The following is an 18,408-nucleotide window of genomic DNA, read 5'->3' on the forward strand; positions in this document are numbered from 1 at the left end:
CATCTCCCCCCATGCGATGATGAGCGGCCGACTGAGGCGGAATCTCTCCGAGAGTTCTGCCGTTGGTCCTTTCGATTCCTCCGTCCCGTGGGTATCCCCCGGGCGACGGATCGGGTCGTGACCGAGACACCACCAGCACGAGAGGACGGTGTGCCATGGGCGAGCGTTCCCTGAGGGGTAGCCGACTGGGCAGCGTGAGCTACGAGACCGAGCGGAACACCGCGCCGATCGAGCGTCAGTACGTCGAGTACAGGTGCGCCGCCGGCCACCTGTTCTCCGTGCCCTTCGCGGACGACGCCGAGGTCCCCGAGACCTGGGAGTGCAAGTTCGACGGCAGCGCCGCGAAGCTGGTCGGCGGTGCCGAGCCGGCTCCCAAGAAGGTGAAGCCGCCGCGCACGCACTGGGACATGCTGCTCGAGCGCCGCTCCGTCGAGGACCTCGAGGAGGTCCTGGCCGAGCGTCTCGAGGTGCTCCGCGGGCGCCGCACGCGCGCCAGCTGAGCGACCCCGCTCACGGAACGGCCCCGGTGGGATCCCCCACCGGGGCCGTTCCGCGTCTCCGGGGCCCGGCGCGAGCCCGGGTCCCGCGCGCCGCTCAGCGCAGCGGCTCGTCCCGCAGCACCTCGCCCTCGATCACCAGTGGCCGCCCGCGGGGCGGGACCGGGCCGCCGACGCCCTCGGCGCGGGCGCTGCGCACGTGCACCGGCCCGCGCAGGGAGCCGGGCAGCCGGGAGGCGAGCAGCCGCCCGAGCAGCCCGCGCAGCAGCGGCCGGGTGGGCGGCAGCAGGCACAGCAGGCCGACCACGTCACCGAGGAACCCGGGCAGCAGCATCAGCAGGCCGCCGACGGCGATGAGCCCGGCGTCCCCGAGCGCCCGGCCGGCGGGGCGGCGCTCGGACGCCCGCTCGCGCAGCTCGGTGAGGGCGCGGGTGCCCTGCCGGCCGAGCAGCAGCATCCCCAGCGCGCTGGTGAGCAGGGTCAGCAGGATGGTCGCGCCCAGCCCGATCCAGTTCGCGACGACGACGAAGACGACGACCTCGGCCAGCGCCAGCACGCCGGCCGCGAGGCGCACACGACGGCCCACGGCACTCCTCGTCCGCTGCGCGGGCCGCCCGCGGTCCGCCGTCCGGACCGCGCCCGACCGCCCGCCGTCGCGGACTCCTCGGTGCGGGCCCACCGGACCCGCACCCCGTGCAACGCGCGAGCGCCCCGTCTTGCTCCTGGGTCAGCCGCGCCGGGCCCGGCGACGGCGCACCAGCGCCGGGACGACGACCGCGGCCAGCGCGCCGACGCCGAGCACGGTCAGCAGCAGCTCGGGGCCGGCGCCGACCCGCTCGGCGACGGTGGTGGAGTCCCGCTGGGCGATGTCCTCGACGAACGTCGCCGCGGTGAACAGCTGCGACCGGCGGGCCAGCGAGCCGTCGGGCGCCACGATCGCGGAGATGCCGCTGGTGGCGGCCACGACCACCGTCCGCCCGTACTCCACGGCGCGCAGCCGGCTGGCGGCCAGCTGCTGCTCGCTCTCGTCGGTGAAGCCGAAGGTGGCGTTGTTGGTCTGGACGACGAGCATGCCGGCGCCGGCCTCGACCGTCTCGTGCACGAGCCCGTCGTAGACGACCTCGAAGCAGATGACGTCGCCGACCCGGGCGCCGGCCATGTCGAGCACCCCGACCTCGTCGCCGGCGCGGAAGTCCCGCCGCACGAGGTCGACCTTGTCGGTGAAGAAGCGGAAGAACGCGCGGGCGGGCACGTACTCGGCCAGCGGCACGGGGTGCCGCTTGACGTAGGTCTCCCCCGGGCCGGTCTCGGGGTCCCAGACGATGCCGGTGTTGCTCAGGTACCGGCCGGGGCCGTCGACGACGGCACCGACGAGGAGGGGCGCGTCGATCGCCTCGGCGGCGCGGCTGATCGCCCGGGCGGCGTCGGCGTTGGTGTACGGGTCGATGTCGGAGCTGTTCTCCGGCCAGATGACCAGGTCGGGCTGACGCTGCTCCCCGCGGTCGACGGCGGCGGCCAGCTCCAGCGTCTGCCGGACGTGGTTGTCCAGCACCGCCCGCCGCTGCGCGTTGAAGTCCAGGCCCGCCCGCGGCACGTTGCCCTGGACGACCGCCACGGTCCGGGTCGGGCCGCCGTCGGTGAGCGAGCCGCCGGGCAGCGGCAGCCAGGCAACGGCGCCGGCCAGCGGGACGGCGAGCACCGCGACCACGGCCAGGGCCGCGGCGCGCACCGCCGGCCGGCGCTCGCCCGCCCCGTTCCGCCGCACCCGGTGCAGCGCCAGCACGGCGGCGGCCAGCAGCGTGCCGGTGAGGGCGACGGCGAAGCTGACCAGCGGCACCCCGCCGTAGGCCGCCAGTGACAGGAAGGGGCCGTCGGTCTGGCTCAGGCCCAGGCGCGCCCAGGGGAAGCCGCCGAGCAGCCCGCGGCCGCGCAGCGCCTCGTCGGCCACCCACAGCGCGGCCGTCCACAGCGGCCAGGCCCGCAGCCGCGACGTGACCGCGGTGGCCGCGCCGAGGAGGGCCAGGTGCGCGGCCTGGTAGACGGCCAGTGCCAGCCACGGGAACGGGCCGACGTAGACGCCGGTCCACGACAGCAGCGGCACGAACGAGGCCAGCCCCAGGACCAGGCCCAGCCAGGCGCCCGAGCGGGCGCGCTGGCCGCGCACGGCCAGGGCGAGCGCCATGGGGCCCAGCACCGCCAGCGGCGGCAGGGACCACCCGGGGAAGGCCAGCAGCAGCGCCAGGCCGCCGGCCGCGGCCAGCGCCGTGCGCCACGGCCGGCCGGCCCGCCGCGGGCGCCGGCGGGGCGCGGCGGACGCCGGTGCGGGCGGCTCGTGCTGCGCGGCCACGGTGCCGGTCGTCGCTGCCGACACCGTCGCCTCCAGGAGGTCGGGGCCCGGGGGTCCGGGCGTGGGGCGCCGGCGCACTGCCGGCCGGACCGCGGCGGAGCGCCGCGGTCCTCCGGCCAGCATCCCACTCCGCACGAGGGTCCCGGGTCCCGCGATCAGGGGTGTCCGGGCGCGCGCGGCTCCCCGTCCCGGAGCGCGCCGGCGGGGACGGCGGCCGGTCCCCGCCTCCCCGGGGCCGACCCGGCCGGCCGCGGGCGGCGGTCGTCGGGTCGTTGTCCAGGCGGTGCGGGTCGGGCCGGTCCTCGCCGGGGAGCCGGGGCGGGCGGTCCTCCCCCGGGCACGGCCCCCTCCGCGGCCCGGCTGCGGGGGGCGGAGGGCCCACGCGACCGGGAGGGTGCGTGCCGTCGGGAGAGGGCGCACGGCCGGTGCCCCCGGGACGGAACTGCAGGGACTGTAGGAACTGCGGCACCGCTCGGGGAGCGGTCCCGGAAGGACGGGACGGACCGTGACCCGATCGTTACGGTGCGTTGGCGCCGGTGACGGGGGTGCCCGCGACGACGAGCAGGCGGCAGGCGGGCCGCGCCCGGTCGGCCAGCACCTGCGAGAGGGTCGCACCGGTCGCCCACAACGCCAGGTCGGCGGGGGCGCCGACGGCCAGCGGGCCCGCGGCGTGCTCGGCGCGGGCGGCGTACCAGCCGCCGTGGGTGGCCGCGTCGAAGGCGTCGAAGGGGCGCAGTCCCGAGGCCGGGGTGCGGTGGTCGACGGCGGCGTGCACCCCACCCCAGGGGTCCATCGGCGTGACCGGCGCGTCGCTGCCGAGCGCGAGGGCGACGCCGGCGTCGGCCAGGTCGGCGAACGGGTTGCACGCCAGGGCGCGCTCGGTGCCCAGCCGTTCGGCGTACATCCCCTGGTCCCCGCCCCAGGCGGCGTCGAAGGCCGGCTGCACGCTGGCGACGACGCCCCAGGCCCGCATGCGCTCGACGAGGTCCGGTCCCAGCATCTCGACGTGCTCGAGCCGGTGGCGGCAGGACCGCACCGCCGTGGCGCCGAGCTCGTCGACGACGGCGCCGACGGCGTCGAGGACCTGGGCGACCGCCGCGTCACCGATGCAGTGGAACCCGGCCTGGACGCCGGCCAGCGTGCAGGCCCGGACGTGCTCGACCAGGGACGCCGTCTCGAACCGCAGGGCACCGGCGGTGTCCGGGCGGTCGCGGTAGGGGCGGGTGAGGGCGGCGGTGTGCGACCCGAGGGCGCCGTCGCAGAACAGGTCGCCGCCGGCGCCGGCCAGCCCGAGCTCGCGCACGACGTCCAGGCCGCCGCGTTCGGACAGCTCGCCCCACCAGCCGAGCACCCGCGGTCCGGGCGCCTCTCCGGCGAGGGCCAGCAGGCCGGCCAGGTCGTCGGCGCCGGACACCTCGGGACCGGCCATCTCGTGCAGGCTGCCGATGCCCAGCGCCGCCGCCTCGGCGAGCGTGGCCCGCTGCGCGGCGCGGCGCTGGACCCTGGGGACGGCACCGTGGGCGGCCTGCCGCGCGGCGTGGTGGGCCTCCAGCCGCAGGCGCCCGTCGGCGCCGAACCCGGGCAGGCGGTCGATGCCGGGGACCCGTTCCAGCAGCGCGGTCGACACGGTCGCGGAGTGGACGTCGACGCGGGCCAGGTAGACCGGGCGGTCCCCGGCCACGGCGTCGAGGTCGGCGCGGGTGAGGCCGCGCCCCTCCGGCCAGCCGGTCTCGTCCCAGCCGGTGCCCAGCACCACGCCTGCGGGGGTGGTGCGCACGGCCGCGGCGACCGCGGCCACCGCCTCGGCGAGGCTCGACCTCCCGTGGAGGTCGAGACCGGTGAGCGCCAGGCCGGTCGCCGTCGCGTGCACGTGCGCGTCGACGAACGCCGGGGTCAGCAGGGCCCCCTCCCCCGCCACCGTGCGCGCGGCCGCCGGGGCGTCGGCGGCGGCGCCCACCCAGGCGATCCGGCCGGCGGTGACGTGCACCGCGCGGCCGGGCCGGTCACCGACGGTGACGTCGGTCAGCAGCAGGCTCATGGGCAGAGCATGACCGCCCGCGCCGGGTGTCCGGCGCGGGCCTGCCCGGGTAGGGACCGCGGATGCCTGCGACCGAGGCCCCGACGGGAGCCCTGCTGCGTACCGCCCGGCTCCGGCTGCGGCCCTGGACGACGCGCCGCGACGACCTCGCCCGCCTCACCGACCTGTACGGCCGGGACGAGGTGACCCGCTGGCTGGGCGGCTCCCCCTCGGTCACCCCGGTCGAGCTCGTCTCGCGCTGGCGGACGGTGAGCGAGGTGGACCCGCGCCACGGCTGCTGGGCGATCGAGATCGGGAACCCGCCGCGGGCCGCCGGGACGGTGCTGCTCAAGCCGCTGCCCGGCGGCGTCGGCGAGGTGGAGGTGGGCTGGCACCTGCACCCGGACTCGTGGGGGCACGGGTACGCCACCGAGGCCGCCCGCGCGGTCATCGAGCGGGCCTTCGGCGCGGGGATCGCGGAGGTCTACGCCGTCGTCCGGCCGGGCAACGTCGCGTCGGCGGCCGTCTGCCGCCGGCTGGGCATGGAACCCCTGGGACTGCTCCGCCGCTGGTACGGCACGGAGCTGGAGACCCACCGGCTGGTGGCGCCCGTGGTGGTCGACTGACCGCTCAGCGGCGCCGCAACCGGGCCAGCAGGCCCCGCTTCGCGCGCCGGGCCCGGGTGCCGGTGTAGTCGGCCACGTCCAGCTGCCGGGCCTGCTCGGGCGTGGGGGCGGTCCCGCCGAGGTGCGCCGGCTGCCACCACAGGTCCTCGGCGCCGGCGGGCTGCTGCGGGTAGTCGCGCTGCGCGCGGTCGAGCAGCTCCTCCATCGCCGTGCGGGTGCGGGCCAGCAGCGCGGCCACCGACTCGCCCGGGGCGGGCACGAGCGGCTCCCCCAGCAGCACGGTGACCGCCACGCCGCGGCGCAGCTGCGGCGCGTGGTGCTTGGTGGTGATCCGCTGCCCGCCCCAGACGGCGGCGGGGACGATCGGGACCCCGGAGTCGATCGCCATCCGGGCGGCGCCGGCCTTCAGGTCCTTGACCGTGAAGCTGCTGCTGATGGTCGCCTCGGGGAAGACGCCGACGACCTGGCCGTCCTTGAGCGCCCGGACCGCCGCCTCGAAGGCGGCGGCACCGGCCCGCCGGTCGACCGGGATGTGCTGCATGGCGCGCATGAAGGGCCCGGCGAACCAGTGGCCGAACACCGACGCCTTGGCCATGAACCGCACCAGCCGCCGGGCGGGCAGCGCGCCGAGCCCGAGGAACGTGAAGTCCAGGTAGCTGACGTGGTTGCTGCAGATGATCGCGCCGCCGGTCGCCGGCACGTGCTCCGCGCCGCGGACGTCGAAGCGGAACCCGAACAGCCGGAAGACCACCAGGGTCAGCCGGACGACGAACCGGTACGGCCGGTCCCGGGGGTCCGGCCGGGGCCCGTACAGGCCGGGGCGGACGACGTCGCGCCAGCGAACGGTCTGCATGCGCGGACGATAACCGCCCCCGCGGGGACCCGTCGGTGCCGGATCAGCCGGCGACGGTGACCTCGACGGCGGCCCGCACGACGGCGGCGAGGTCGCCGCTGTCCCGGTGCACCCGCCGCTGCTGCTCGGCGCCGGTCCCCCGGTCGAGGACCGTGGCCACGCCGGCGGCCACCCGCTCCTCGTCCCCGGCGTCGGCGAGCGCGGGCCGCACGTGCTCCAGCAGGGCCGAGACGACCGCGTGGGCAGGCGCCGGCCGGCCGTCGCGCGGGTCGACGAGCTCCCCGGTCAGCCCCGACCGCGCGGCCCGCCACCCCGCCACCCGCACGACCTCGCTGCGCACCGCCGGCGCGGGGATCCCGGCGCGCCACTGCCGGGCCGCGGTCTCCACCAGACCCCGGACGAGCCCGGCGTGGGTGACGGCGTCCTCGAGGTGCAGGGCGACGTCGGCGATGCGGACCTCGACGGTCGGCCACCGCTCGGACAGGCGGGCGTCGAAGTAGACCATCCCGCTGTCGACGATCGTCTCCGTCGCGACGAGGTCGGCCACGACCCGGGCGTAGTCGGCGGCGTCGGCGAACAGCTCGGTCGGGCCCGACGAGGGCCAGCGGTTCCAGGACTGGGAGCGGAAGCTGGCGTAGCCGCTGTCGCGGCCCAGCCAGAACGGCGAGTTGCTGGTCAGGGCGGTCAGCACCGGCAGCCACACCCGGATCCGGTTGAGGACGGCGACGCCCTCCTCCTCGTCGGCCACCGACACGTGCACGTGGCACCCGCAGGTGAGCTGCTCGCGGGCGGTGAGGCCGAACGTCTCGGCCATGTCGGCGTACCGCTCCCCCGGCGTGGTCACCGGGTCCACGCGCACCGGCGAGCTGGCCAGGGCGGCCACCCGGGCGCCGACGGCCCGCGCCGCCGCGTCGGCCCGGCCGCGCCAGTGCCGCAGCTGCGCGGTCACCTCGTCGAGGTCGGTGCAGACGCGGGTGCCGAGCTCGATCTGCTGGGCCTTGAGCTCGGGGACCAGCGACCCGGACGGGTCGTCGTCCTCCCCTCCCCCGCCCTCGCCGCGGGACTCGCGGTCGTGCTCGGCGGCGGTCTCCCCCTCCCCGCGGCGGGCGGCGGCCTCCAGCGCCTCCGGGCCCAGCGGCACCGGGACCCCCGAGGGGTCGACGACCAGCAGTTCCTCCTCGACACCCAGCGTCCGCACGGGCGAGAGGTCCCCCGAAGGGCCTCGAGGCATGCGGATGTCCTCCGATCGGTGCTGTGCGCCGGAGGCGCACCTCCTGTCAACGGCGATCCACGCCGACGAAGTCGCGCGACATTGTTGGGGATAACGGTAGACTTCCGGCATGGCACGTGAGTGGCAGCTCCCCCTGCCCGAGATGCCGGCGCCCCCGCCCGAGCGGGCCTGGCGGCGGCTGACGGCGCCCGAGGGCTACGAGGCGCAGTGGCGGCGGCTGGTCGACGCCGCGCTGGAACTGGGCCTCGGCCCCGACGACCTCGCCGAGGACGGGCTCGAGCCGGTGGCCGTGGCGCGCGGCTGGCGGCCGGCGACGGTGACCCTGTACAGCAAGGTCGCCCGGTACGGCGGCGTCGCGCTGCCGGTCCCCCGCACGCCGGAGCCCGATCCCGCGACGCTGGACCTGCGGCCGCTGACCGAGATCCGCAGCGAGGACCCCGAGCACCTGCGGGCCGTCGCCTGGTGCGCGCTGGCGCTGGGCTGGCCGGCGGCCGTCGGGCAGTTCCGCTCGCTGCGGCGGGAGCAGGTGCACCCCGCGGCGGGCCGGCTGCTGGTCCGCACGGACGACGGCGAGTGGGCGGTCCCCGGCGCGACCGCGGCCTGGCACGCGTGGGAGACCGTCCGCGAGCGCTTCCCCGCCCTCGCCGCCAGCCCCTGGGTGCTGCCGGCGCTGCGCCGCGGCCCGGGGATCGACTCGCGGATCGGTGGCCGGCTGTCCAACCAGGCCCTGCAGGTGACCTTCACCAAGCACGCGGTGGGCACCGGGCACCACCTGCGCGCGACGGCCGCGCCGCGGCAGCGGGACCGGGCCGCCGCCCTGGCCGAGGCCTACCGGGAGCTGTCCTACGACTCCTACCGGCGGCTGGCGCTGGCCGCCGGTGCCCGGCCGGTGAGCCCGCGGGGCGTCGTCCGGGCCGAGCGCGCCGTCGCCCGCGAGGCGCGTCGCGCCGGCTGAGGGCCGGTCCGCTACAGCAGGGTCAGCTGTTCTGGCTCGACCGGTGCGGCGGCCCCGGCGGACGGTCGCTCGTCCGGCCGCGGTCGCCGCTCCGGGAGGCTGCCGGCGGGGAAGGCCGCCTCGTCGTCCCCCGGGACCCCGGCGCCCCCGCCGACGCCGCGCGCCGCTCCGCCGGGCTGCCCGTCGAGCCCGTGCGCGGCCAGCAGCGGCGCCACCCGGTCGGCCAGCCACCGCCGGTACTCGGCGGGCACGTAGGCCCCGCGCCCGTACAGCTGCCGGTACCGGGGCAGCAGCCGCGGGTGCTCGCGGGCCAGCCAGGCGGTGAACCACTCCCTCGCCCCCGGGCGCAGGTGCAGGGGCACGACGGTGACGCCGGTCGCGCCCGCCGCCGCGATCGCGCCGACGGCCGCCTCCAGGTCGGCGAGCCGGTCGGTGAGCCCCGGCAGCACCGGCGCCAGGAAGACGCCGCAGGGCAGCCCGGCGTTGGCGAGGGCACGGACGAGCTCCAGCCGCGCCCGCGGGGAGGGCACGCCGGGCTCCAGGGAGGTGTGCAGCTCGTCGTCCCAGATCGCCATCGAGACGCCGAGCCCGACCGGCACGTCCCGTGCCGCCGCGGCGAGCAGCGGCACGTCGCGGCGCAGCAGCGTGCCCTTGGTGAGGATCGAGAACGGCGTCCCCGAGGCCGCCAGGGCGCCGATGACGCCGGGCATGAGGCGGTAGCGACCCTCGGCCCGCTGGTAGGGGTCGGTGTTCGTGCCCAGCGCGACGTGCTCCCGCCGCCACGACGGCCGGGCGAGCTCCCGGCGCAGGACGTCCACCAGGTTGGTCTTGACGACGATCTGCGTGTCGAAGTCGCGGCCGCTGTCCAGCTCCAGCCACTGGTGCGTCCCGCGCGAGTAGCAGTAGGCACAGGCATGGGAGCAGCCCCGGTAGGGGTTGATCGTGTGGCGGAACGGCATCGCCGAGCCGGCCGGGACGGCGTTGAGCGCCGACCGCGCCCGCACCTCGTGGAAGGTCAGCCCGGGGAAGTCGGCCACCTCGATGCTGCGCAGCAGACCGCGGACGGACGGCATGCCGGGCAGCGTCGTGGGCTCGTCGAGGTCGAGCCGCTGGGCGTCCCATCGCACCCGCCCATGCGAACACGTGTTCGAGGTGATGTCCAGCGGGACGTGTGGCTCAGGGGACGACGTCCGCCCGGACCAGCACCACGCCGGCCGGGTCCGAGGGCGCCGAGGACAGCACCCGGCGGTAGACGGCGAGCCCCGCCGCGCACTCCTGCGGCTCGTCGTCGCCCCGCACGACCCGCGCCCGGGCCCGCGAGTGCTCCCCCGCCAGCCAGAGCTCCACGTCCGCGGGCTCGGTGAGGTTGCGCCACCACGTCTTGCGCTCTGCGGCGCCGACCAGCACCCACACCGTCGAGGCGTCGCGCACGTACTGGCAGACCAGCTCGTGCGGCTGCCCGGTGCGCCGGCCGGTGTAGCGCAGGACCGCCAGCCGGCGACCGGCGCGGGCCCCGGCACGGGAGCGCAGCAGCCGCCGCAGCAGCGGGTTGACCAGGCGGTTGGTCAGCGCGAACCCGGCAGCCACGGGCCGCAGGTCAGACGAGCGGCCGGTCCTCGAACACCGTGGACAGGACGACGGTCGTCCGCGTGCTCACGTTGGCCAGCGAGCGGATGTCGCGCAGCAGCTCCTCCAGCGCCTGGGTGGAGGCGACCCGCACCTTGAGCAGGTAGCTCTCCGCCCCGGCCACCGAGTGGCACGCCTCGATCGCCGGCAGGTGCGCCAGCTTCCCCGGCGCCTCCTCGGCCCGGTCGACGTCGATCGGGGTGATCGCGACGAAGGCGGTGAGCCCGAGTCCGAGCCCGGCCGCGTCGACGCAGGCGCGGTATCCCGTGATGAGCCCGCGCTGCTCCAGCCGGCGCACCCGCTGGTGCACCGCGGACACCGACAGCCCGACCCGCTCGGCCAGCTCGGTGTAGCTGGCCCGCCCGTCGCGGGCCAGCGCCGCCAGCAGCGCCCGGTCGACGTCGACCGGGCCGGCCGGGTCACCCGGGGAGGCGGACGAGCTCACGGGTCCCCGAGTTGAGCGAGCGCACCCCGTCGGGTGTGCAGACGACGATGTCCTCGATCCGCGCGCCGCAGCGACCGGCCAGGTAGATGCCGGGCTCGACGGAGAAGGCCATCCCCGGCACGAGCGGCAGGTCGTTGCCGGCCACGACGTAGGGCGCCTCGTGCGTGTCCAGCCCGATGCCGTGCCCCGTGCGGTGGATGAAGTGCTCGCCCCAGCCGGCGTCGGTGATGACGCGGCGGGCCACCGCGTCGATCTCCTCCGCGGCGACCCCGGGCCGGACGGCCGCGCACGCGGCGCGCTGCGCCTCCTGCAGGACCGCGTACCACTCGGCGGTGGCGGGGTCGGGCTCGCCGCCGACGACGTAGGTGCGGGTGCAGTCGGACCGGTAGCCGCTGGGCAGCTCGCCGCCGATGTCGACGACCACGAGGTCACCGGCCTGCACGACCCGGTCGGACAGCTCGTGGTGCGGGCTGGCGCCGTTGGGCCCCGAGCCGACGATGGTGAAGTCGACCGCGGCGTGCCCCTCGGCCAGGATCGCGGCGGCGATGTCGGCGCCGACCTCGGCCTCGGTGCGGCCCACCCGCAGGAACGCGGCCATGCGGGCGTGCACGCGGTCGATCGCCGCGCCGGCCACGGCCAGCTCCTCGATCTCGGCGGCGGTCTTGACCATCCGCAGCCGGTCGAGGACCGGGGTGGCCAGCTCCAGCGCCGACCCGGGCAGGGCCCGCTGGACGCCGAGGGCGTGCTCGGCCCACGTGCGGGCACCGACCGCCACCCGGGACGGCGCGGCGCCCAGCCGGCCGGTGGCGGCGCGGGCGAGCAGCGCGAACGGGTCGTCGGTCTCGTCCCAGGCGAGGACCTCCAGCCCCAGGCCGCCGGCCGGGCTCGCGTCGACCATCGGCGCCTCCAGCCGCGGCACGACCAGGAACGGCTCGCCCCGGCGCGGGACGGCCAGCGCCGTCAGCCGCTCCATGGCGTGGGCGTGGTACCCGCTGAGGTAGCGCAGGTCCGACCCCGGTGTCAGCACCAGCAGGTCCAGCCCCAGCTCCGCGGCCACGTCCCGCGCGTCGTGCACCCGGTCGATCGTCACCAGCGCACCGGCGCCGGCCCGCGCTCCCGCCCCTGCCCCCGTGTCGTTGCTCACCGGCCGAGGGTATCCGCGGGGCACGACCGATCCCGAGCGAGTTCCCGGGCCGTTACCGTGCCCGCTCGTGACGACCATGCTGCTGGACGCCGCCAGCCTGTACTTCCGGGCCTTCTACGGCGTCCCCACGAGCGTGACCGCCCCCGACGGCCGGCCGGTCAACGCCGTCCGCGGCTTCCTGGACATGACCGCGCGGCTCATCACCGCCCACGGCCCGGACCGCTGGGTGGCCTGCTGGGACGACGACTGGCGGCCGGCCTTCCGGGTGGCGGCGCTGCCGTCGTACAAGGCCCACCGCCTCTCCCCCGACGGCGGCGAGGAGACCCCGGAGGAGCTGGGCCCGCAGGTGCCGGTGCTCGTGGACGTGCTGGCCGCGGCGGGGCTGGCCCGCGTCGGCGCCCCGGGGTACGAGGCCGACGACGTGATCGGCACGCTGGCCACCCGCGCCCGCGGCCCGGTCGACGTCGTCACCGGCGACCGGGACCTCTTCCAGCTGGTCGACGACGCCCGCGGCGTGCGGGTGCTCTACACCAACCGCGGGATCAGCGACATCGAGGTCGTCGACGAGGCCGCGGTCACCGCCAAGTACGGCATCCCGGGACGGTCCTACGCCGACTTCGCCGCCCTGCGGGGGGACCCGAGCGACGGCCTGCCGGGGGTGGCGGGGATCGGGGCCAAGACCGCGGCCGCGCTGGTCACGGCGTTCGGCGACCTGGCCGGCATCCGGGCGGCCGCCGCACGCGCGGTCGTGCCGCAGGCGCCGCTGACCGCCGCCGTGCTCAAGCGGCTGCACGCGGGCGCGGGGTACCTGGACGCGGCGCCGGTGGTGGTGGCGGTGGCCCGGGACGTCGACCTGCCCCCCGTCGAGGGCACGCTCCCCCGCCGCCCGGCCGACCCGGAGGCGCTCGCCGCCCTGGCCGAGGCGCACGGCATCGGCTCGTCGCTGCGCCGCCTGGGTGCGGCGCTGGGCTGGCCGGCCGGCGCGCTGGACTAGCGCGCCGGCCGGGGCGTCAGCTGGTGGTGTCCGCCCAGGTGTAGTCGCCGTCCTCGCTGGTGATCGTGATCGTGATCGTCACGTCCCCCGCGCCCTCCTCGGTGCCCGTGCACTCGTAGGTCGCGCCGTTCTCGACCTCCATGTCGGACGGGCAGGAGAGGTCGCTGAGCTGGGCACCGTACTGCTCGCTGTACTGGCCGCTGACGGCGGACTCGACCGCGGAGGCGTCGAGCACCGTCTTGTCGAAGACGAACAGCGGCAGGATGATCGCCGCCGCGATGACGGCCAGCGCCAGCACCACGAGGCCGACGATCAGCCCGGTCTTCTTCTTCGCCGGCTGGCCGTAGGGCTGCTGCCCGTACTGCTGGCCGTAGCCCGGCTGGCCGTAGGGCTGCTGGCCGTACTGCTGCTGGCCGTACTGCCCGCCCTGCTGGCCGTAGCCGGGCTGCCCGTACTGGCCGCCCTGCTGGCCGTAGCCCGGCTGGCCGTACGGGGGCTGGCCCTGCTGGCCCGGCTGGCCATAGCCGGGGGCACCGCCCTGCTGACCGCCGTACCCGCCGGGCGCCGGCTGGCCGTACTGGGGCTGCCCGTACTGCTGGCCCGGCTGCCCGTACTGCCCCGGCTGGTTGCCACCCTGCGGTGGGTTGGTCATCGTCGCTCCCGGTCGGACGCTCGAGGTGCTGTGGCGGACGGCCCCGTGGGCCGGGTGGCATTCTGCACCACCACCGGGCCGCAGGCCGCTCTGCGGCACGCGCACGTCATCCGCCGACCGCCACCGCGACCACTCCCCGGCGCACCCGCGTCACCGCGGCGCGCGCCGTGGCGGCGACCGCGTCGTCGGCGGTCTTGCCCAGCTGGTCCAGCAGGTCCAGCAGCTGGCGCGCCCAGCGCACGAAGTCGCCGCCGGACAGCTCGGTGCCCGCCTGCTCGGCGCCGGCCAGGACGCGGTCGAGGTCCTGCCCGTCCGCCCAGCGGTAGGCCGCCCACGCGAACCCGAGGTCGAGGTCGCGGGTGTGGGGCACGCCGTGGTCCACCTCGACGTCCAGCAGCCGGGACCGGACCCGCCGCATCTCGGCGATGGCCGCCGCCACCTTCCCGGCCGGGACGGCCGGCTGGGACGGGGTGTCCCGGCGGGCCTCGAAGACGACGGTGGAGACGGCGGCGGCGAGCTCCGCGGGGGTCAGGCCGTGCCAGGCCCGGGCGCGCAGGCACTCGGCCACGAGCAGGTCGGCCTCGGACCAGATGCGCGACAGCCGGCGCCCCTCGTCGGTGACGACGGGGACGGGTCCGCCCGCGAGCACCGGGTCGGCCGGGGCGGACACGGTCTCCGGGACCAGGTACCCCAGCTCCTCCAGCACGTCGCAGGTGCGGTCGAACTGGCGGGTCAGCGAGCCGGTGCGCTCGGCCATCCGCCGGTGCAGCGACTCGGCCTCGGCCACCTCGCGCAGCCACCGCTCGGCGGCCCGCACGCGGTCCTCCCGGTCGGGCCGGGCGTGCACCGGGTGCGCCTTGAGCGCGCGGCGCAGGTCGTGCAGCACCGGGTCGTCCGCGGCCGCCGAGCGCTGCTTCACCCGGCGCGCGCCCAGGTCGTGCTCGACGCGGGCGTTGCGCAGGGTGGCGGCCAGGTCCCGGCGGGCGTGCGGGCTGCGGTGGTTGAAGTTGCGCGGCACCCGCACCCGGGCGAGGGCGGTCACCGGCGTCGGGAAGTCGATGGGGCCCAGGCGCCCGGCCCACTTGTCCTCGGTCAACACCAGCGGCCGCGGGTCGCCGTCGCCGGTCAGCCCGGCGTCGGGCAGGCCCGGGTCCAGGACGACCGCCAGGCCCTGCCGGCGCCCCGAGGGCACGCGGATGACGTCGCCGGGGCGCAGCGCCGCCAGCGCCTCGGCGGCCTCGAGCCGGCGCTTGGCCTGGCTGTCGCGGGACAGCTCCTTCTCCCGGTCGGAGATCTGCCGGCGCAGCCGCACGTACTCCACGATCTGCTCGCCCAGGGCGTCACCGTCGGTGCCGAGCTCGGCGGCCAGCCGCTCGGCGTCGCGCTCGTGCCGCGCCGCGGACCGGGCCAGGCCGACGACGGAGCGGTCGGCCTGGAACTGGGCGAACGACGACGCCAGCAGCTCGCGGGCGCGGACCCGGCCGAAGCTGCCGACCAGGTTGACGGCCATGTTGTAGCTGGGCCGGAACGACGACCGCAGCGGATAGGTGCGGGTGCTGGCCAGCCCGGCGACGACCGAGGGGTCCATCCCGGGCGACCAGACGACGACCGCGTGGCCCTCGACGTCGATGCCACGCCGGCCGGCGCGGCCGGTCAGCTGGGTGTACTCCCCCGGCGTCACGTCGACGTGCGCCTCGCCGTTCCACTTCACCAGCCGCTCGAGGACGACGGTGCGGGCGGGCATGTTGATGCCCAGGGCGAGGGTCTCGGTGGCGAACACGGCCTTCACCAGGCCGCGGACGAAGCACTCCTCGACCGTCTCCTTGAACGCGGGCACCAGGCCGGCGTGGTGCGCGGCGAGGCCGGCGAGCAGACCCTCGCGCCACTCCCAGTAGCCCAGCACGTGCAGGTCCTGCTCGGGCAGCGAGCCGGTGCGCTCGTCGATGATCGCGGCGATCTCGGCGCGCTCGGTCTCGTCGGTCAGCCGCAGGCCGGCGCGCAGGCACTGGTCGACGGCGGCGTCGCAGCCGTTGCGGCTGAACACGAAGGTGATCGCCGGCAGCAGCGCGGCGCGGTCGAGGCGCTCGACGACGTCGGGCCGGGCCGGTGGGCGGAACCGGGGCCGGGTGTCGAAGCCCTCCCGCCGCCGGCTGCCCCCTCCCCCGCCGCCCCAGGTGTCCAGGCGCCGCTCGTACTCGCGGACGAACCGCACGAGCTCGGGGTCGACCACCGAGGCGCCGCGTTCCCGGGTCGACCGGTGCCGGGGGTCCTCGCCCTGCTCGGCGGCGTGCGCGGCCGGGCGCAGGGAGAACAGGTCGAACACGCGGTTGCCGACGAGCATGTGCTGCCACAGCGGGATGGGGCGCACCTCGCTGACCACGACCCGGGTGTCCCCGCGCACGGTGACCAGCCAGTCGGCGAACTCCTCGGCGTTGCTCACCGTGGCCGACAGCGACACCAGGGTCACCGACGGCGGGAGGTGGATGATCACCTCCTCCCAGACGGCGCCGCGGAAGCGGTCGGCCAGGTAGTGGACCTCGTCCATGACCACGTAGCCGAGCCCGGTCAGCGCCGGGGACTCGGCGTAGAGCATGTTGCGCAGGACCTCGGTGGTCATCACCACCACCGGGGCGTCGCCGTTGACCGCGTTGTCGCCGGTCAGCAACCCGACCCGGGACTCCCCGTAGCGCTGCACGAGGTCGGCGTACTTCTGGTTGGACAGCGCCTTGATCGGCGTCGTGTAGAACGCCTTGCGCCCCTCGGCGAGCGCCTTGTGGACGGCGAACTCGCCCACCACCGTCTTGCCGGCGCCGGTGGGCGCGCAGACCAGCACGCCCGAGCCGCTGTCCAGGGCCTCGCAGGCCTCGACCTGGAAGGGGTCGAGGGAGAAGCCGAGCTCGGCGGTGAAGTCGGCGAGGGCGGGGTGGGCGCTGCGCCGCCGGGCGGCCGCGTACCGCTCAGCAGGGCTGGACATGGCCCCACGGTAGGCGCTGGGGACGGCTGGCTCACGGCGGCCGGCACGCACCGCGGCCGGGGCTCTCCTCCTCGGTGCCCCCGCCCCTCCCCCGGCCGCACCGGGACACCGGGCGGCGCATTGTTGGGGATAACGGTCGAGTGTCGACCGGCGCGTCGCGTCGAGGTCGGGCGGGGTGGCCGATCAGGCCGGTCGGGCACCGAGGACGCGCAGCGCACCGGGCACGCACCGCGCGACCGCGGGCAGCGGGGCGACGAGCTCCCCGTCGGCGTAGGTGGTCAGCGGGGGCTGCCCCGGCGCGGCCGCCAGCTCCACCCGGGCGGCGCGGTGCACGGTCACGGCGGGGTGCTCGACATGGGTGCCGGCGGTCAGCCGCGGGCGGGTGCGGACGAGCCCGTGGCGGCTGACCGGCCCGACGACCGTCACGTCGAGCAGCCCGTCGGCGGGGTCGGCGCCCGGGCAGATCCGCATCCCGCCGCCGTACCAGGCGGTGTTGCCGACGGCGACGAGCGTGACCGGCAGCGTCGTCACCTCGCCGTCGAGGGTGAGCACGACCTCCCGCGGCCGCAGCCGGGCCAGCTCGGCGAGGATCGCGACGTCGTACCGCCGGCGACCGCGCGGCCAGCGCAGCCGGTCGGCGCGGTCGGACACCGCCGAGTCGAAGCCGCAGCACAGCACCGTGGCCCACCACCGCTCCCCCGTGCGGCCCGCGTCCACGGTCGCGCCCCGCCCGGCGAGGAGGTCCGCGGCGGCGGCACGGGCGGCGGCCACCGGGTCCCGGGGGACGCCGAGGGCCAGCGCCAGGTCGTTGCCGGTGCCGGCGGGGACGACGCCCAGGGCGGCCGGCGTCCCCGCGACGGCCTGCAGGCCGGCGTGGGCGGCCCCGTCGCCACCGATCGTCACCACCGCGGTCGCGCCGTCGGCGACCGCGGCGGCGGCCTGCTGCTCGGCGTCCGCGCGGGTTGCCGCCGGCAGCACCCGCGGCCGCACCCCGGCCTCGCGGAGCGCGGTCAGGACGCCGGCCGCGACCGCCCGGGACCGGCCACGCCCGGCGGCGGGGCTGACCAGGACGGCCGCGGTCGGCCGGCCGTCCACCGCGGGGGTCAGCGCGGGCCGCGGGGGGCGGGCCCGGGGACGGGCTCGTCGTCCAGCGCCGTCGGGGCGGTGTCCAGGTCGGAGGGCCGGGCGTCCAGCGGGGACGCCTCGTCGTCGTCCAGGTCGTGGAAGCTCTCGATCGCCTCGCGGCGGGCCCGGCGCTTGTCGACCACGCGGGCGATCTGGATGGCGAGCTCGAACAGCACGATCATCGGGCCGGCCATCAGCAGCATCGTGAACGGGTCCTGCGTCGGGGTGATGAACGCCGCGAACACGATGGTGAGGAAGAAGATCCACCGCCGGCTCTTGCTGAGCACGGCGTGGCTGAGCACGCCGACGGCGTTGAGCGCGACCGCGAACAGCGGCACCTCGAAGCTCACGCCGAAGGCGATGAGCAGCGACAGGACGAAGCCGATGTAGTCCTGCGCGGTCAGCGCGACGACGACGCCGTCGCCGGCGAGGCTGAGCAGCAGCCGCAGGCCGGCCGACAGGGAGATGTAGGCCAGCACCGCGCCGAGCAGGAACAGCAGCGTGGACACCGCCACGAAGGTGATGCCGTAGCGCTTCTCGGTGCGCTTGAGCCCGGGCGTGATGAACGCCCACAGCTGGTACAGCCAGACCGGGGCGGCCAGCACGGCACCGGCCAGGATGCTCACCTTGAGGCGGATGAACACACCGCCGAAGACGTCGGTGATCAGCAGGCCGCACCCGGTGTCGGGGTCGCCGAAGCGCAGGTGTGCGGGCAGGCCGCAGTAGGGCGCGCGGATGAACTCGCCCAGCCCGTGCTCGTACCACCAGAACGCGAAACCGGCGGCGATCAGCAGCGCGAGCAGCGACTTGCCGATCCGGTTGCGCAGCTCGGTGAGGTGCGCGATGAGCGACATCGTCGCCGCCGCGTCCCGCGGCGGCCGGCGCCGGCGGGTGCGTCGGGGGGCGGCCTCGCTCACCGTCG

17 protein-coding genes are annotated in these 18,408 nt (G+C 76.9%); 4 read left to right on the forward strand and 13 right to left on the reverse strand.

Annotated elements, in window-relative coordinates; all coding sequences use genetic code 11:
- Positions 1–155: 155 nt before the first annotated feature.
- Positions 156–500 (forward strand): RNA polymerase-binding protein RbpA, encoded by a 345-nt coding sequence (locus tag ACI781_RS10105; protein ID WP_456565960.1) that lies wholly within the window; start codon positions 156–158, stop codon positions 498–500.
- Between the two features lie 94 nt (positions 501–594).
- Here ACI781_RS10105 and ACI781_RS10110 read toward each other — a convergent pair whose 3' ends face one another.
- The 3 genes from ACI781_RS10110 to ACI781_RS10120 all read right to left on the reverse strand — a co-directional run bounded on the left by ACI781_RS10110 (position 595) and on the right by ACI781_RS10120 (position 4,882).
- Positions 595–1,083, reverse strand: a complete 489-nt coding sequence (locus tag ACI781_RS10110; RefSeq protein WP_456565961.1) for an FxsA family protein — start codon at positions 1,081–1,083, stop codon at positions 595–597.
- A 141-nt stretch (positions 1,084–1,224) separates the two neighbouring features.
- Positions 1,225–2,868, reverse strand: coding sequence for an apolipoprotein N-acyltransferase (lnt, locus tag ACI781_RS10115; protein ID WP_456565962.1), 1,644 nt, complete (start codon positions 2,866–2,868; stop codon positions 1,225–1,227).
- A gap of 493 nt (positions 2,869–3,361) precedes the next feature.
- A complete protein-coding gene (locus ACI781_RS10120; RefSeq protein ID WP_456565963.1) occupies positions 3,362–4,882 on the reverse strand; it encodes an amidohydrolase in 1,521 nt (506 codons plus the stop codon).
- Between the two features lie 62 nt (positions 4,883–4,944).
- On the opposite strand from ACI781_RS10120, the gene ACI781_RS10125 reads away from it, so the two are divergent.
- Positions 4,945–5,487, forward strand: coding sequence for a GNAT family N-acetyltransferase (locus ACI781_RS10125; RefSeq protein WP_456565964.1), 543 nt, complete (start codon positions 4,945–4,947; stop codon positions 5,485–5,487).
- A 4-nt stretch (positions 5,488–5,491) separates the two neighbouring features.
- Here the strand turns inward: ACI781_RS10125 and ACI781_RS10130 are convergent, their stop codons facing one another.
- Together ACI781_RS10130 and ACI781_RS10135 are read right to left on the reverse strand one after the other, a co-directional pair.
- Positions 5,492–6,340, reverse strand: a complete 849-nt coding sequence (locus tag ACI781_RS10130) for a lysophospholipid acyltransferase family protein (RefSeq protein ID WP_456565965.1) — start codon at positions 6,338–6,340, stop codon at positions 5,492–5,494.
- Between the two features lie 43 nt (positions 6,341–6,383).
- Positions 6,384–7,571 carry a carboxylate-amine ligase gene (locus tag ACI781_RS10135; RefSeq protein ID WP_456565966.1) on the reverse strand — a complete coding sequence of 396 codons (1,188 nt, stop codon included), beginning with the start codon at positions 7,569–7,571 and terminating at the stop codon, positions 6,384–6,386.
- Between the two features lie 109 nt (positions 7,572–7,680).
- On the opposite strand from ACI781_RS10135, the gene ACI781_RS10140 reads away from it, so the two are divergent.
- Positions 7,681–8,526 carry a hypothetical protein gene (locus ACI781_RS10140; protein ID WP_456565967.1) on the forward strand — a complete coding sequence of 282 codons (846 nt, stop codon included), beginning with the start codon at positions 7,681–7,683 and terminating at the stop codon, positions 8,524–8,526.
- A gap of 11 nt (positions 8,527–8,537) precedes the next feature.
- Here ACI781_RS10140 and ACI781_RS10145 read toward each other — a convergent pair whose 3' ends face one another.
- From ACI781_RS10145 to ACI781_RS10160, 4 genes are read right to left on the reverse strand one after another with little or no spacing between them, the layout of a single operon-like run.
- Positions 8,538–9,653 carry an Rv2578c family radical SAM protein gene (locus ACI781_RS10145; protein WP_456565968.1) on the reverse strand — a complete coding sequence of 372 codons (1,116 nt, stop codon included), beginning with the start codon at positions 9,651–9,653 and terminating at the stop codon, positions 8,538–8,540.
- Between the two features lie 49 nt (positions 9,654–9,702).
- The gene (locus ACI781_RS10150) at positions 9,703–10,113 is read right to left on the reverse strand and encodes a nitroreductase/quinone reductase family protein (protein ID WP_456565969.1); all 411 of its coding nucleotides are present in this window, start codon (positions 10,111–10,113) and stop codon (positions 9,703–9,705) included.
- 10 nt (positions 10,114–10,123) lie between these two features.
- Positions 10,124–10,597, reverse strand: coding sequence for an Lrp/AsnC family transcriptional regulator (locus tag ACI781_RS10155; protein WP_456565970.1), 474 nt, complete (start codon positions 10,595–10,597; stop codon positions 10,124–10,126).
- A complete protein-coding gene (locus ACI781_RS10160; protein ID WP_456565971.1) occupies positions 10,572–11,741 on the reverse strand; it encodes a M24 family metallopeptidase in 1,170 nt (389 codons plus the stop codon). Before ACI781_RS10160 ends, ACI781_RS10155 begins: the two co-directional genes overlap by 26 nt.
- Positions 11,742–11,817: 76 nt before the next feature.
- Here ACI781_RS10160 and ACI781_RS10165 point away from each other — a divergent pair, with 76 nt between their 5' ends.
- Positions 11,818–12,735, forward strand: coding sequence for a 5'-3' exonuclease (locus ACI781_RS10165; RefSeq protein WP_456566032.1), 918 nt, complete (start codon positions 11,818–11,820; stop codon positions 12,733–12,735).
- Positions 12,736–12,751: 16 nt separating this feature from the next.
- Here the strand turns inward: ACI781_RS10165 and ACI781_RS10170 are convergent, their stop codons facing one another.
- The 4 genes from ACI781_RS10170 to tatC form a co-directional block, all read right to left on the reverse strand.
- The gene (locus ACI781_RS10170; protein ID WP_456565972.1) at positions 12,752–13,387 is read right to left on the reverse strand and encodes a DUF4333 domain-containing protein; all 636 of its coding nucleotides are present in this window, start codon (positions 13,385–13,387) and stop codon (positions 12,752–12,754) included.
- A 106-nt stretch (positions 13,388–13,493) separates the two neighbouring features.
- On the reverse strand, positions 13,494–16,361 hold the full coding sequence (locus ACI781_RS10175; RefSeq protein WP_456565973.1) for a DEAD/DEAH box helicase: 2,868 nt from the start codon (positions 16,359–16,361) through the stop codon (positions 13,494–13,496).
- A gap of 183 nt (positions 16,362–16,544) precedes the next feature.
- Positions 16,545–17,456, reverse strand: coding sequence for a diacylglycerol/lipid kinase family protein (locus ACI781_RS10180; RefSeq protein ID WP_456565974.1), 912 nt, complete (start codon positions 17,454–17,456; stop codon positions 16,545–16,547).
- A gap of 8 nt (positions 17,457–17,464) precedes the next feature.
- On the reverse strand, positions 17,465–18,403 hold the full coding sequence (gene tatC / locus ACI781_RS10185; RefSeq protein WP_456565975.1) for a twin-arginine translocase subunit TatC: 939 nt from the start codon (positions 18,401–18,403) through the stop codon (positions 17,465–17,467).
- Between the last annotated feature and the right edge of the window lie 5 nt (positions 18,404–18,408).

It is taken from the genome of Blastococcus sp. SYSU D00695, from assembly GCF_054050555.1.